Source organism: Streptomyces sp. NBC_01506, assembly GCF_045040295.1.
GTDB lineage: Bacteria > Actinomycetota > Actinomycetes > Streptomycetales > Streptomycetaceae > Streptomyces.
Genome location: NZ_CP109422.1, coordinates 5277473 through 5290581 on the forward strand (window position 1 = coordinate 5277473; position 13109 = coordinate 5290581).

The following is a 13109-nucleotide window of genomic DNA, read 5'->3' on the forward strand; positions in this document are numbered from 1 at the left end:
CGTGGGCTTGTTGGCCGGATGTCTCTGTTCAGGCTAACCAACGACGACCACGCTGTGTGGTGAAAGCGAACACTCAGAGTGGAGTTGGCGACCAGTGGACAAGACTGCGAAAGAGCTGGGCATGGTGGCTTCGGATCAGGTAGGGGCGGCCGAGGAGGCCGTCGAGTTGTTGCGGTCCGCGTTCGCGGCGGTGGGCATCACGCTGCCGTCGCTGCGGATCGACCCCGTCTCGTGCGCGGGCAGCGAACCGGCCAACCCGCTGGTGGAGTTGGGCCGTTGCAACTTGGCGACCGCGCGGCGCATCGTCGCCGTACTGGAAGGGGCCCAGTCATGAGCGGCGGCGAAGGCAGCGGGTTCGTGCCCGACGTCGGGACGTACGCCGTCGACTCGCGGGACGGGCGCGTGGGTCAGGTGATGGCGCTGGAGGAAGGCTGCGTACAGCTACGGCCGCCGGGCGGCGGCCTGGAGTGGGACTGCCCACCGGGCTGCGTCCACCCGGCACCACCGAACGAGACGCTGCGCGCGAAGGTGACGGAGATGAACCGCGCACGCCGCCTGCCGTGAGGTGGTGGCGCCACATTCTCAGAAATGTGCACATGTGCGGGGCCCGAATCGGCGGAGGGCAGGCCCGGCGGCCTGGGCGGCGGCAGGTCGCTGCGTTCGTCACTCGATCGCGGGACGCAGCGTGAAGGTGGGCGAGGGCCGTCCATCTGCCGATCTACGCTCGCCGTACTCAGGCCACGGAGAAGGGATTCGCGATGACCGCCGCGATGGTCGAGAAGGACCCGTCATCCGGGTTCCGCCCGTGGGAGCACCTGCTGGGGACGTGGCGTGAACTGGACGTGCCTGACGGGTGGCGCGCCGAGATCGACCAAGGGCGGATCTTCCTGGTACCGCCGCCGTCCGCGCACCACAACGGCATCGCAGCAAAAGTGCAGCGCACGCTCTACAGAGTTCTCTCCGAGGACCTGGAGATCTACCAGACCCTTGGCGTTCACATCGCGCCGCTCGACAAGCTCTACGTACCGGACTTGGTCATCATGCCGTCCGATGCGATCGACGCCGTCGATCCCGACAGTAATGACCCGGTGGACGCCTCGGAAGCCCTCCTCATCGTGGAGACTGCGGCCTTTCCCCTCTGAGCGATGTCACGCGTGATCTCCGCCGAAGACGCGGCGGAACGCCTCATCGTGGGGCGTACTGCGGGCGGTCCGGTTCTGGCTTACGAATCGGACCGACCGCAGGGGGCGTTCAGCGGGCGTAGTTCTTCAGCTCGTCGGTGTCGAGGGTGATTGAAACCGGATCGGGGAGCGTGACGGCGGCGCCGTAGGGGTGGGACGTGCGGGCCTTGTACGCGCCGTTGCGGGGGTTGGTGTAGACGACCAGCTCGTCCGCGTCGCGGTCGACGAGGAGATAGACGGGGATACCGGCCGCCGCGTACCCGTCGCGCTTCTCTTTGCGGTCGCGGCTGTCGGTGTCACCGTCGTACGAGGTCACCTCGGCGACCATGAGGACGCCGTCGGGGTCGGACCACTCGCCATGGGCGGCGAAGTGTCCGCGTGGCGCGAGCGTTCCATCGGGACGGGCTCGTCCTCTGCGGTATGTCTCGACCTTGAGCCCGCGTTCGCGGTACAGCCGTAGTTCCGGCCTGGACTGCATGCACTGGTCGGCGACCCACATGATGATCTCGTCGTGAGCCCCGTCCGGCACGTGCTTGACCTCCAGTTTTCCATTGATGAATTCGAGCGTCACCGTCTCGGGGATGCTGTGAGCGATCTGCTCGAACTCCTCGACGGACATCTGGGCGTGGTCAGCGGTGCTGGGGGTCATGGCGTCGCCTCCTCCCCTACATCGTGCCCTGCTTCCGGAGCGGGTGGGTTGAACGGTCATACGTGAGTCCTCTTCGGGGGGACGGCGCGTCGCGGTATGTGGAGGACGGCGGGCCCTGGTGTACGGGAGCATCACGTCACCTGGCGGAGGCCGTCTGATTGTTCGCTATTCGGAACGCTAGACGGTCGACACGTCACGTGGCAAGTCGGTCACCGAAAGTGAACACCCGGGGCGTGCGGCCCAGTTGAGGCCGCAGCGCGCCGCCCCCTCCCGAACTACGAGGCGGAGCCCGCCCCCCTCGACGCCTGGAGCGCCACCCGCAGGTGCCCGCGCGAGTCCGCCAGGAGGTCCGCCGCCGTGGGGCCGTCGACCGCGCCCAGGATGGTGAGGATCGCGTTCTTCACCTCGCCGTCCGTCGCCGCCAGTGCCGCCTCGATCTCGTCGTCCGGTGCGCCCGTCGCGAGCGCGACGATGCGGCGGGAGCGGGCCCGCAGCTTCTCGTTGGACGCGCGGACGTCGACCATCAGGTTTCCGTACGTCTTGCCCAGCCGGATCATCGTGATCGTCGAGATCATGTTGAGGACCAGCTTCTGCGCCGTACCGGCCTTCAACCGCGTTGATCCCGTGAGCAGTTCGGGCCCCACCACGATCTCCAGGCCATGCTCGGCGGCAGCCGCGAGCGCGCTGTCCGCGTTGCAGGACAGGCCGACCGTGAGCGCGCCCAGCGCGCGTGCGTGCTCGACCGCGCCGACCGCGTACGGGGTGCGGCCGGACGCCGAGATGCCGACGACCGTGTCGTTCGGGCCGACCTTCAGCTCGTCCAGATCCGTGGCCGCCAGTTCCTTGGAGTCCTCGGCGCCCTCGACGGATTTGACCATCGCGCCGGGGCCGCCCGCGATGAGGCCGACGACCTCCGACGGGTCGGTGTTGAAGGTGGGCGGGCACTCGCTGGCGTCCAGGATGCCGAGCCGGCCGGCCGTGCCCGCGCCCGAGTAGATCAGCCTGCCGCCACGGGACATCCGCGCGGCGGTGGCGTCGATGGCGGCGGCGATACGGGGGAGCTGGGCGGCGACGGCGGCCGGGACGGTCTGGTCCTCGCCGTTCATGAGGCGGGCGATGTCCTCGGTGGAGCGGCGGTCGATCTCGGCGAGTTCGGGGCGGAACGCCTCGGTGGTGAGGGTCGCGAGCTCGGCGCGGAGTTCACCGTACGAGGGGGAGGGGGAAGGGGAGGTGCTGGAGGTCATGGGGAGGCGGCTCTTTCTCGCGAGCTGGTGGAAACCTGAGGAAGCCCCGTTTTGGTCGTGCGTGTGCGGTGGTGCGGCGGTGCGGGTGCGGTGGTGCGGTGCGGGTGCGGGCGGGTGTGCGGATCAGCGCGTGCGCGGTGTGTGGCGGTGCGCCAGCGCCTCGTAGGACGCGGCGAGAGCGGGTGCGGCCGTCTCGTACGTCCGTTGGGCGACGCCTACGAACAGGCAGTCCACGACCAGGAGTTGACTCGTACGGCTGGACATCGCCGCCGGCCGCAGCTCGCTCTCGCGGGCCGTGGACGTGGTGAGGACATGGTCCGCGTACTGCGACACCGCGCCGTCCGGACGGCCCGTGATCGCGACCGTCGTCGCGCCCCGGTCGAAGGCGACCCGCAGCGGCTCTATGACGTCCCCGGTGGAGCCGGAGTGCGTGATCGCTATGGCCACGTCGCCCGGCCGCAACTGCACGGCGTTCGTGACGGCGAGGTGCGGATCGCTGTGCGCGTGGGCTATCAGACCGATGCGCAGAAGTTTCTGCGCGAGGTCCAGGCCGACGAGACCGCTCGCGCCGACGCCGTAGATGTCGATACGGCGCGCGCAGGCGGCGGCCGTGACGACGGCGCCGAGCTGGACGGTGTCGAGCCCGGCCGCCGTGTCGGCGAGCGTCTGCTGCTCGTCGTACGCGAGCTTGGCGACGACGTCGGCGATCGGGTCGTCCACGGCGATGTCGGCCGTGACCGCCGGGGCCGCGCCGGACTCCTGGTGGGCGGCGAGGCCGGCGAGGGCGAGCCGCAGATCGCGGTAGCCGGGGTAGCCGAGGAGGCGGGCGGTGCGGACGACCGTGGCCTCGCTCGTACCGGTGAGTTCGGCGAGACCGGTGACGGTGAGCGCGGCGGTGCCCGCGGGGTCGGCGGCCACCGCTTCGGCGACGCGCTGCATGGAGCGGGTCATGGAGGGTGCGAGGGTGCGCACCTTGGCCGCGAGGGCGGCGGGGGCCGGAGGGGCGCCGCCGCTGTAAATTTCCTTCACGTCACTGGTCACGACTGAAAGATAATTTCAGAGGGGGGTGGCGTCAAGGCCCGCGTCGAGGGCGGTGGCAGGGGCGGCCGTCTCGCGGACCGCCGCCAGATACTCCACGACCGCGTCCCTGTTACGGATCAGACAGTCGATCCGCCGCGTCATCCGGTCCCGTTCCACTTCGAGCGTCGCCAGCATCTGCGGTGTCGCGTCCGGGAAGTGGATGGCGCGCGGTTTGTCGAGGCACGGGAGGATCTGCTTGATGATCCGGGTCGGCAGGCCGGCGTCGAGCAGCCCCCGTACCTGTATGACGCGGTCGACGGTCGGCTCGTCGTAGGAGCGGTAGCCGTTCGCGCAGCGGGTGGAGACGATCAGGCCCTGCTCCTCGTAGTAGCGAAGGAGACGGCGGGAGGTGCTGGTGCGGTCCGACAGTTCACCGATACGCATGAGGCTTTCCGTCCTTTGCACGGGTGCGTATGACAATGGGGTCATGGAAGACATGAAACCCCTGGAGCAGGCGCTGCACACCGCACGCGCCCTGGTCCTCGCCGATCTCGCGGCGGGTGACGTCGCGCGGGCCGAGATCGTCTCGCTGGTGGAGGACGCCGTGTCGCACCGGCGCTGGTGGGTGGAGCAGTGGCCGGAGGGCATCGAGTACGTCGCCGGGCTGATCGCCCAGGACGTACAGGACGCCCTTCTCCAGACGCACGGGCGCTGGCCGCTGTGCCCCGTCTGCGGCGAGTCCCGTACGGAGCTGGCGGCGGAGGGCGGGCCGCACGCGCTGGAGGTGGAGCCGGAGTTGGGCGCCGATCCGCACTGGGTGTGCGGGAAGGCGGCCGTGGTGGTGGCGCCGGTGGGGTCGCTGGGCGCGGTTCTGGGGGCCGGGTGACGTGAGCGTGTACATCGATCCGCCCGCGTGGCCGGGGCATGGGCGGATGTGGTCGCACCTGGTGAGTGATGTGTCGTACGAGGAGTTGCACGCGTTCGCCGCGGGGATCGGGTGCCCGGCGCGGGCGTTCGACCGGGACCACTACGACGTACCGGCGCATCGGTACGGGGACGCGGTGCGGGCGGGTGCGGTGGAGGTGGGGTCGCGGGAGCTGGTGCGGAGGCTGACGGGAGCGGGGTTGCGGCGGCGGAAGCGGTGGGGTGGGTAGGGGGTGCCGGGTGGCCTACCGGCCGGGTGTCCTCAATCGCCGGACGGGCTTGAAATGCGCCCTCAAACGCCGGGCGGGCTGAAAGAGCGCCCTCAATCGCCGGGCGGGCTGGAGGTGGCCGGGTTGTCTCACGGTGCGGGCTGTGGGTGGGTGTCCTCAATCGCCGGACGGGCTTGAAATGCGCCCTCAAACGCCGGGCGGGCTGAAAGAGCGTCCTCAATCGCCGGACGGGCTGGAACGGCGTCCTCAATCGGCGGGTGGGTTGGAACGGCGCCCTCGATCGGCGGGTGGGCTGGAGGTGGCCGGGTTGTCTCACGGTGTGGGCTGTGGGTGGGTGTCCTCAATCGCCGGGCGGGCTTGATTCGCGTCCGTCGCGCCCGTCGCGATCACCCGCGTCGTGCCCGTCCGCTGGTGGCGCATCGCCAGCGTCACCAGGCCCACCGCGACCACCGTCATCGCCGCCCCCGCCCACGCCGTCGAGGCGAAGCCGAAGCCCGCGTCGATCACCGTGCCGCCCAGCCACGGGCCGCCCGTGTTGCCCAGGTTGAACGCCGACGTCGCCGTCGCGCCCGCCAGGATCGGGGCCGCCGCCGCCACGTTGAACATCCGGGCGTTCAGCGCCGGCGCCGTGAAGAACGCCGAGAAGCCGAGCAGCAGCGACAGCGCCACCACCGCCACCGCGCTCGACGCGAGAAGCGCCAGCGCGGCCAGGAAAACCGTCGACGCCACGACCCCGCTCAGCAGCACCCCGAAGAGGTGCGCGTCCGCGACCCGGCCGCCGATCACCGTACCGATCAGCGCGCCGACGCCGAACAGCCCGAGCACCGAAGGGACCCAGCCCTCGTCGAGACCGGCCACGTCCGTCAGCAGCGGCGCCAGATAGGAGAACGCGCAGAAGACCCCGCCCGCCGCGAGCGCCGTGATCGCGATCGCGAGCCAGACCTGGCGGTCGCGGTAGATCAGCAGCTCGCGCCGTAGCTCCGGCTTCCGCTCCGGCAGCGGGATGCGCGGGATCAGCGTCGCGACACCGACCAGCGCGACCGCCGACGCCGCGCCGACCGCCCAGAACGCGGAACGCCAGCCCAGATGCGTACCGAGGAACGCCCCCGCCGGCACCCCGAGCACGTTCGCGATCGACAGCCCGCCGATCATCACGGCCAACGCGCGGGCGCGCGCCGTGCGCGGCACCATCGCGATCGCGACCGAGGCGCCGACCGCCCAGAAGCCCGCGCACGCGAACGCGCTGACGACGCGTGAGACGAACAGCACCTCGTAGTTGGGCGCCAGCGCGCCCGCGACCTGGCCGAGGCCGAAGACGGAGATCAGCGCGATGAGCGTCGTACGGCGCGGCAGCCGCAGCGTCGCCACGGCCAGCAGCGGGGCGCCGACCACCATGCCGATCGCGAAGGCGGATATCAGCAGACCGGCCTGCGGGATGGTGACATCCATGTCGTCGGCGATCGGCGGCAGCAGCCCGGACAGCATGAACTCGCTGGTCCCGAGGGCGAAGACGGACAGCCCGAGTATGTAGACGGCGAGCGGCATTCGGGCGCGGTCGGGCGCGACGGGAGCGGAGTGAGGCATGGCCCGTACAACCACCGGCCCCCACGTCACCATTCCTGGCCACTCTTGGCTACTTTTGTCAGTCGCTGAGACTTTCCAGCTCGGCCGTGAGATTCGCGCGGGCCCGCGCCTCCCACACCGCCGCACCGTGCGGCGTGCGGAACAGCCTTTCCAGGTCGAGGAGTTGGCGCAGTACGGCCGCCCGGCCCGCCCGGAAGGCGTCGTCCGGGACGAAGCCGTACTCCTCCCGTACAGCGCGTGTGTACGCCTCGTACGCCTCCGGGGCGCCCGCCAGGACGGCGAGATCCGCGTCACACAGCACCTCGCCGTTGCTGTCGCCGGGCGCCGGGTCGTGGGTGACGGTGAGGCGGACGAGACGGGCGACCTCGTCCGTGACAGCGGCAGGTACGCCCGCCTCGGTGAGCGCGCGGATCGCCAGGACGGCGCTGCGCTCCTCGTTCTCGGAGCGGTCGGGGCGGTAGATCGCGTCGTGGAACCAGGCGGCGAGGCGTACGGCTTCGGGGTCCTCCGCGTACGCGGCGAGCGTGTCGATGTGGTCCAGGACGGCGAGGAGGTGATCAGTGGTGTGGTAGCGGCGCTGGGGCTCGGCCCAGCGGGCCATGAGGTTTTCGGCGTAGGGGAGGGGGTCGGGGAGCGGGGCGGGAGGCGCGTTGGGGGCGGTCTCGCCGTTGCGGACCGCGTCCATGGTGCGCAGCCAGCGGCTGCGCAGCGCGTCGTGAGCTGACATGGAGGGAGAGCTTAGAGCCCTCGGCCCGGCGGCCAGCTCCGCGTTGAACTGGGCGCCGGCCACCAGCGACAGATTCGACAGCCACAGCCAGACGAGAAAGACGACGCTGCCCGCGAGCGAGCCGTAGAGCCGGCTGTACGTCCCCGAGTGGGCCGCGTACAGCGCGAATCCCGCCGACATCAGCAGCCACAGCAGCACGGCGAGCACCCCGCCGGGGAGCGCCTTGCGCAGATGCCGGGTGCCGGGTGGGCCCGTACGGAACACGATGAGGACGAGCACCGCCGCGAGCGCCAGCAACAACGGCCACTTCAGCACCGACCACACCACGCTTGCCGTACTCCCGACGCCCAGCAGCGGAGCGATCCGGCGGATCGCGTCGCCGGTCAGCACCAGCGTGAACGCGCTCGTGACGAGGAGCGCGAGCAGCGCGCACGCCGTGATCACGATGCGCGGGGCCTTGCGCCAGGGCGTGTGGTGGTCGACGGCGCCGTTCATGCGGTGCAGCGCCCGCCGGAAGACGCTGAGATAGCTGGAGGAGGACCAGAGCGCGCCGACCGTGCCGAAGATCGTCAGCAGCCAGGCCGCGGTGCGCTGGTGCGTCATCTGGTTCAGCGCCTCATGGATGAGCTGCCGCGACTGGGCGGGGACGAGCGCGGTGATCTCGGTCGCCAGTTCGTTGGACGCCTCGGAGCCCGCGAGTCCGATGGCGGCCACGGTCACCAGGAGAGCCGGGACGATCGCCAGGACCGTGTAGTACGTGAGGGCGGCGGCCGAGTCGGTGGCGTCGTCCCGCCACAGCGCGACCGGGGTACGGCGGAGCGCGCCGGCGGCGCGACGGCCCGCGCGCACGGCGCGCGGTCGGCGCGGGTGCGGGCGCGGGTGCCACCAGTGGTGTGCGGGGGTGCGGGCCGGGGCGCGTGCCGGGCGGGGCTTGGGCACTCTCGTCTCCCCGTTCGGTGGGCTGTACGGCCGGGCTGCGGCCGTCCTGAGCTTGGTCTCAAGGTTCAGGGTGCCCTGCGGAGTCGCGGAGTTGGGGGAGGCCGGTGGTTCGGGTCGTACCGTCACGACGGTACGACCCGAGCGCTCAACGGCTCACTGGCTCACTGCGCGGCCAGCCACTTCAGGCCGTTGACCACGAAGCGGTTCTGCGTCGCGCTGTCGAACGTGGACGACAGGCCGGTGTTGGTGTCGTAATTCATGGCGTTGTGGCCGAAGTTCGCGTACAGCATCTTGTAGTTGCTGTTGGTCCACAGGATGGGGTAATCCCCGCTGTACCAGGACTGGTTGGGGTCCGTGCCGAGCGGGAAGCTCGACTGGTCGACCGAGGCCAGGACCTTGATGGCGGGGTTCGACCGGAGATTGTTGGACCAGCTATACCACTCGCTGACCGGGGACGTGAAGGTCGCCGGAATGCCGGCGAGCGCCGGGTGCGAGGCGTTCTCGGTCTTCAGCTTGGCGGTGGTCGGGCCCCAGGTGTTGGACTTGAAGTTTCCGCTGCCCAGGAACTCGTTGTGGTACCAGGGCCACTGCTGGGCGCCCGTCGTGAAGGCGGAGACGTGGAAGCCCATCCAGCCGCCGCCGTTACGCATGTACTGCTCGAAGGCCGAGCGCTGGGCGGCGTTCTGCGGCAGGTTGTCGAGGAACAGGACGACGTCGACGCCATCGAGGCCGCTGCCGGTCAGCCTGTTCCAGTTGTTGGTCGACTCGTACGAGAAGTTGTTCGCGGCGGCGGTCTGCGGGAACCACTTGTTCGCCTCTTGTACGAAGTTGATGTGCGCGGCGTCCCAGGTGCCGCTGTAGAAGGCGAGGACCTTGAAGTCCGCGGCCTGCTGAGTGGTCTGCGGAGTGGCCGACGCGACGCGGCCGGTGGTGGGTGTCGCGGCGAGGCCGAGCAGGACGGCGAGCAGCAGGAACAGACGGAGTGGGTGGTGCGTGGAACGTTTCCGGGTGAGCACGTGGCGATCCCTTCCTGGTGGGGGTTGCCATGCATATGACAAGCAGAAAGCGACAGAAAGCGCTTCACTTCTTCGATCTAAGAAGTGAAGCGCCACCCTGTCAAGGCTCTGGTCTGGACCAGGTTTGGAACTCGCTCAGACACTCGCCTTGAAGCCGCGCAGCCGCAGCGAGTTGCCGACGACGAAGACCGAGGAGAAGGCCATCGCCGCACCCGCGATCATCGGGTTGAGGAGCCCGGCCGCCGCGAGCGGAAGCGCCGCGACGTTGTAGCCGAACGCCCAGAACAGGTTGCCCTTGATGGTGCCCAGGGTCCGGCGGGAGAGCCGGATGGCATCGGCGGCGGCGCGCAGGTCACCGGTGACCAGCGTGAGATCGCCGGCCTCGATGGCGGCGTCCGTGCCGGTGCCCATGGCGAGACCGAGGTCGGCCTGGGCGAGGGCGGCGGCGTCGTTGACCCCGTCCCCGACCATCGCGACCGACTTGCCCTCCGCCTGGAGGCGCTTGACGACGTCGACCTTGTCCTGCGGCATGACCTCCGCGAACACGTCACCGGCGTGGATCCCGACCTCCTTCGCGACCGCTTCGGCGACGGCCTTGTTGTCGCCGGTCAGGAGGATCGGGGTCAGGCCGAGGCCGCGCAGCCGCCGGATGGCCTCGGTGCTGGTGTCCTTGACGGCGTCGGCGACTTCCAGGATGCCGCGCGCCTTTCCGTCCCAGGCGACCGCGACGACGGTACGGCCCTGCTTCTGCGCCTCGTCCTTCCTGTCCGCCAACTCCTGCGGGAGGTGGATCTCCCACTCGGCGAGCAGCTTCGTACGCCCCACCAGGACGGCGTGGCCCTCCACGATCCCCTGGACGCCGAGGCCCGGGATGTTCGCGAAGTCCTCGGGGGTGGGGAGGGTGCCGGTCCGCTCGGTGGCCCCGGCGGCGATCGCGCGGGCGATGGGGTGCTCGGAGGCGTGCTCCAACGCGCCCGCGAGGCGCAGCAGTTCGTCGCTGCCGGTGTCCGGCGCGGTGTGCGCGGCGAGGAGCGTCATCCGGCCGGTGGTGACGGTGCCGGTCTTGTCCAGGACGATCGTGTCGACCTTGCGGGTCGACTCCAGCACCTCGGGACCCTTGATGAGGATGCCGAGCTGCGCGCCGCGCCCCGTACCGACCATGAGCGCGGTCGGCGTGGCGAGCCCCAGGGCGCAGGGGCAGGCGATGATCAGTACGGCGACGGCTGCCGTGAACGCGGCCGTCAGCCCCGATCCGTTGCCCAGCCAGAACCCCAGGGTGCCGAGCGCCAGTGCGATGACCACGGGCACGAACACGGCGGAGATCTTGTCGGCGAGGCGCTGGGCGGCGGCCTTGCCGTTCTGCGCGTCCTCCACCATGCGGGCCATGCGGGCCAGTTGGGTGTCGGAGCCGATCCGGGTGGCCTCGACGACCAGCCGCCCACCCGCGTTGAGGGTCGCCCCGGTGACGCTGTCACCGGGCCCGACCTCGACCGGTACGGACTCACCCGTCAGCATCGAGGCGTCGACGGCCGAGGTGCCCTCGACCACCGTTCCGTCGGTGGCGACCTTCTCCCCGGGCCGTACGACGAACCTGTCGCCCACGACCAACTCGCCAGTGGGGAGCGTCACTTCACGGCCGTCCCGCAGGACGGTGACTTCCTTCGCGCCCAGCGCCATCAGCGCCTTGAGCGCGGCGCCCGCCTTCCGCTTGGAACGGGCCTCGAAATACCGCCCGGCCAGGATGAACGCGGTGACGCCGGCTGCCGCTTCGAGGTAGATGTTCCCCGCGCCGTCACTGCGCGCGATGGTCAGCTCGAAGGGGTGGGTCATTCCGGGCATGCCCGCCGTACCGAAGAACAGCGCCCACAACGACCACGCGAACGCGGCCGACGTACCGACCGAGATGAGCGTGTCCATCGTCGCCGCGCCGTGCTTCGCGTTGGTCCACGCCGCCCGGTGGAAGGGCCACGCGGCGTAGACGACGACGGGTGCGGCGAGGGTGAGGGAGAGCCACTGCCAGTACTCGAACTGCAGGGCCGGGATCATCGCCATCGCGATGACGGGGACGGCGAGGACGACGGCGGTGATCAACCGCTGCCGCAGGGTGCGCAGCCCGTCGTCGGGACGGGTGTCCGCCGCCGTCGCGGGGCCTGCGTGCGCGCCGCCTGCCGGTTGGGGCGGGGGTGGCTCGGCGGCGGTGTAACCGGTCTTCTCGACGGTGGCGATCAGGTCCTGTACGGAGAGGTCGCCCTGCGCGTAGCTGACCTTGGCCTTCTCCGTGGCGTAGTTGACGGTCGCCTCGACACCGTCCATCCGGTTGAGCTTCTTCTCGATACGGGCCGCGCACGAGGCGCAGGTCATGCCACCGATGGCGAGCTCGACGTCGACCTTGACGGGTGTGTCGGTTGCTGGTGCCGGTGTGGTGCTCATGACTGGCCTTCTCCTCTGCGTTGCGTCCGGCAAATACCCTAGGGGGGTATCTCCCTCTCGCTCCATGTATACCCCTCGCCCCTATCGGAAGCAAGAGTAGTTCCTCGCTTGACTTTATACCCCAGGGGGGTATCTTCAGGGTATGAGCATCAACGTGAACACCGGAGTCAGGATCACCGCGTACGCCGCCGCGCTCGCCGCGACGTTCGGCGTCGCGTACGGCGTGGGGGCGGGGACTGACCCCGTGGTCGCGAAGAAGCCGCCGCCCGCGCAGCATGAGAAGGCGCACGACGCGGGCGCGGGCGCGGGGACGGAGGAGAAGGGGGAGGGGCAGGGCGTGGCGAAGCTGCCCGCAGGCGGGCTCCAGATCTCCGACGGCGGCTACCGCCTCGATGTGGAGAAGACCGCGATCGCGGCCGGGGCCCGTACGGACCTGAAGTTCTCGATCAAGGACGAGCACGACCGCAATCTCACCTCGTACGAGCGCGAGCACGAGAAGGAGCTGCACTTCATCGTCGCCTCGCGCGATCTGACTGTCTTCCGTCATCTGCACCCGACGCGGGCGGCCGACGGTGTCTGGTCCATCCCCGTCGACCTGCCCAAGGCGGGCGACTATCGGGTCTTCGCCGACTTCACGCCGAGCGGGAAGGGTGGGGCCGCCGAGGAGGGCGGTGCCCACGCGGAGGGCGGTCACGCGGCCACAGCGACGAACCTCACACTGGGCGCGGACCTCGCCGTATCGGGGCCGTACGAACCGTCCGATCTCCCGCCCGTACGCGCCACCTCCGACGTCGACGGCTACCAGGTCGCCCTCGACGGCGCCCTGACCCCCGGCAAGGCGAGCGCGCTGAAACTGAGCGTCAGCAAGGACGGGAAGCCCGTCAACGACCTCCAGCCCTACCTGGGGGCGTACGGCCACCTCGTCGCCCTGCGCGCCGGAGACCTCGCCTACCTGCACGTCCACCCGGACGGCCGGTCGGGCGCGAAGGTGTCCTTCGGGGCGACGGCGCCCAGCGACGGCTCGTACCGGCTGTTCTTCGACTTCAAGCACGAGGGGAAGGTCCGGACGGCGGCCTTCACCGTGGGGGCGCAGGGGCACTGATGTGTGCGGGTGTGTGGTGTGCTGGAGGTTTGGTGATGCGGACGCGCCGTGCGGCATCGTAGG

General features: G+C 70.2%; 12 protein-coding genes and 3 pseudogenes. 6 read left to right on the forward strand and 9 right to left on the reverse strand.

The genetic code is table 11. From position 1 onward, the window contains the following. The first annotated feature begins 121 nt into the window (after positions 1–121). From OG329_RS23365 to OG329_RS23375, 3 genes and pseudogenes are all read left to right on the forward strand, one after another. The gene (locus OG329_RS23365) at positions 122–334 is read left to right on the forward strand and encodes a hypothetical protein (RefSeq protein WP_405797795.1); all 213 of its coding nucleotides are present in this window, start codon (positions 122–124) and stop codon (positions 332–334) included. Beyond that, a complete protein-coding gene (locus OG329_RS23370) occupies positions 331–564 on the forward strand; it encodes a hypothetical protein (protein WP_405797796.1) in 234 nt (77 codons plus the stop codon). Before OG329_RS23365 ends, OG329_RS23370 begins: the two co-directional genes overlap by 4 nt. A 194-nt stretch (positions 565–758) precedes the next feature. Then, positions 759–1121, forward strand: a pseudogene (locus OG329_RS23375) (Uma2 family endonuclease); the annotation flags it as partial. Between the two features lie 130 nt (positions 1122–1251). Here OG329_RS23375 and OG329_RS23380 read toward each other — a convergent pair. The 4 genes from OG329_RS23380 to OG329_RS23395 all read right to left on the reverse strand — a co-directional run bounded on the left by OG329_RS23380 (position 1252) and on the right by OG329_RS23395 (position 4538). Then, the gene (locus tag OG329_RS23380) at positions 1252–1830 is read right to left on the reverse strand and encodes a Uma2 family endonuclease (RefSeq protein ID WP_405797798.1); all 579 of its coding nucleotides are present in this window, start codon (positions 1828–1830) and stop codon (positions 1252–1254) included. A gap of 275 nt (positions 1831–2105) precedes the next feature. After that, the gene (gene murQ / locus OG329_RS23385) at positions 2106–3074 is read right to left on the reverse strand and encodes an N-acetylmuramic acid 6-phosphate etherase (protein ID WP_405797800.1); all 969 of its coding nucleotides are present in this window, start codon (positions 3072–3074) and stop codon (positions 2106–2108) included. A gap of 123 nt (positions 3075–3197) precedes the next feature. Further along, positions 3198–4115 (reverse strand): MurR/RpiR family transcriptional regulator, encoded by a 918-nt coding sequence (locus tag OG329_RS23390; RefSeq protein ID WP_405797802.1) that lies wholly within the window; start codon positions 4113–4115, stop codon positions 3198–3200. A gap of 15 nt (positions 4116–4130) precedes the next feature. Then, positions 4131–4538 carry a MerR family transcriptional regulator gene (locus OG329_RS23395; protein WP_405797803.1) on the reverse strand — a complete coding sequence of 136 codons (408 nt, stop codon included), beginning with the start codon at positions 4536–4538 and terminating at the stop codon, positions 4131–4133. A 43-nt stretch (positions 4539–4581) separates the two neighbouring features. Between OG329_RS23395 and OG329_RS23400 the strand changes: the two genes are divergently transcribed. After that, positions 4582–4980, forward strand: coding sequence for a hypothetical protein (locus OG329_RS23400; protein ID WP_405797805.1), 399 nt, complete (start codon positions 4582–4584; stop codon positions 4978–4980). Position 4981: 1 nt separating this feature from the next. After that, entirely contained in the window at positions 4982–5248 is a 267-nt protein-coding gene (locus OG329_RS23405; protein ID WP_405797806.1) for a DUF4031 domain-containing protein, read from the forward strand. A 312-nt stretch (positions 5249–5560) separates the two neighbouring features. Here OG329_RS23405 and OG329_RS23410 read toward each other — a convergent pair whose 3' ends face one another. The 5 genes and pseudogenes from OG329_RS23410 to OG329_RS23430 all read right to left on the reverse strand — a co-directional run bounded on the left by OG329_RS23410 (position 5561) and on the right by OG329_RS23430 (position 11944). Then, complete coding sequence (locus OG329_RS23410; protein WP_405801976.1) at positions 5561–6793, reverse strand: Cmx/CmrA family chloramphenicol efflux MFS transporter; 1233 nt, start codon at positions 6791–6793, stop codon at positions 5561–5563. A 97-nt stretch (positions 6794–6890) separates the two neighbouring features. After that, a complete protein-coding gene (locus tag OG329_RS23415) occupies positions 6891–7559 on the reverse strand; it encodes a hypothetical protein (RefSeq protein WP_405801977.1) in 669 nt (222 codons plus the stop codon). A gap of 42 nt (positions 7560–7601) precedes the next feature. Further along, a pseudogene (locus OG329_RS23420) lies at positions 7602–8624 on the reverse strand (YihY/virulence factor BrkB family protein); the annotation flags it as partial. A 47-nt stretch (positions 8625–8671) separates the two neighbouring features. Continuing rightward, positions 8672–9514: pseudogene (locus OG329_RS23425) on the reverse strand (ThuA domain-containing protein); the annotation flags it as partial. A 135-nt stretch (positions 9515–9649) separates the two neighbouring features. Beyond that, positions 9650–11944: a heavy metal translocating P-type ATPase gene (locus OG329_RS23430; protein WP_405797808.1), complete on the reverse strand. Its 2295-nt coding sequence runs from the start codon at positions 11942–11944 to the stop codon at positions 9650–9652. A gap of 154 nt (positions 11945–12098) precedes the next feature. Between OG329_RS23430 and OG329_RS23435 the strand changes: the two genes are divergently transcribed. Beyond that, complete coding sequence (locus OG329_RS23435; protein ID WP_405801979.1) at positions 12099–13046, forward strand: hypothetical protein; 948 nt, start codon at positions 12099–12101, stop codon at positions 13044–13046. Positions 13047–13109 lie beyond the last annotated feature (63 nt).

Coding starts and splice junctions, on each gene's coding strand:
- OG329_RS23365 (WP_405797795.1), top strand. CDS start 122: ATGGTGGCTTCGGATCAGGTAGGGGCGGCCGAGGAGGCCGTCGAGTTG.
- OG329_RS23370 (WP_405797796.1), top strand. CDS start 331: ATGAGCGGCGGCGAAGGCAGCGGGTTCGTGCCCGACGTCGGGACGTAC.
- OG329_RS23380 (WP_405797798.1), bottom strand. CDS start 1,830: ATGACCCCCAGCACCGCTGACCACGCCCAGATGTCCGTCGAGGAGTTC.
- murQ (WP_405797800.1), bottom strand. CDS start 3,074: ATGACCTCCAGCACCTCCCCTTCCCCCTCCCCCTCGTACGGTGAACTC.
- OG329_RS23395 (WP_405797803.1), bottom strand. CDS start 4,538: ATGCGTATCGGTGAACTGTCGGACCGCACCAGCACCTCCCGCCGTCTC.
- OG329_RS23400 (WP_405797805.1), top strand. CDS start 4,582: ATGGAAGACATGAAACCCCTGGAGCAGGCGCTGCACACCGCACGCGCC.
- OG329_RS23410 (WP_405801976.1), bottom strand. CDS start 6,793: ATGCCGCTCGCCGTCTACATACTCGGGCTGTCCGTCTTCGCCCTCGGG.
- OG329_RS23415 (WP_405801977.1), bottom strand. CDS start 7,559: ATGTCAGCTCACGACGCGCTGCGCAGCCGCTGGCTGCGCACCATGGAC.
- OG329_RS23430 (WP_405797808.1), bottom strand. CDS start 11,944: ATGAGCACCACACCGGCACCAGCAACCGACACACCCGTCAAGGTCGAC.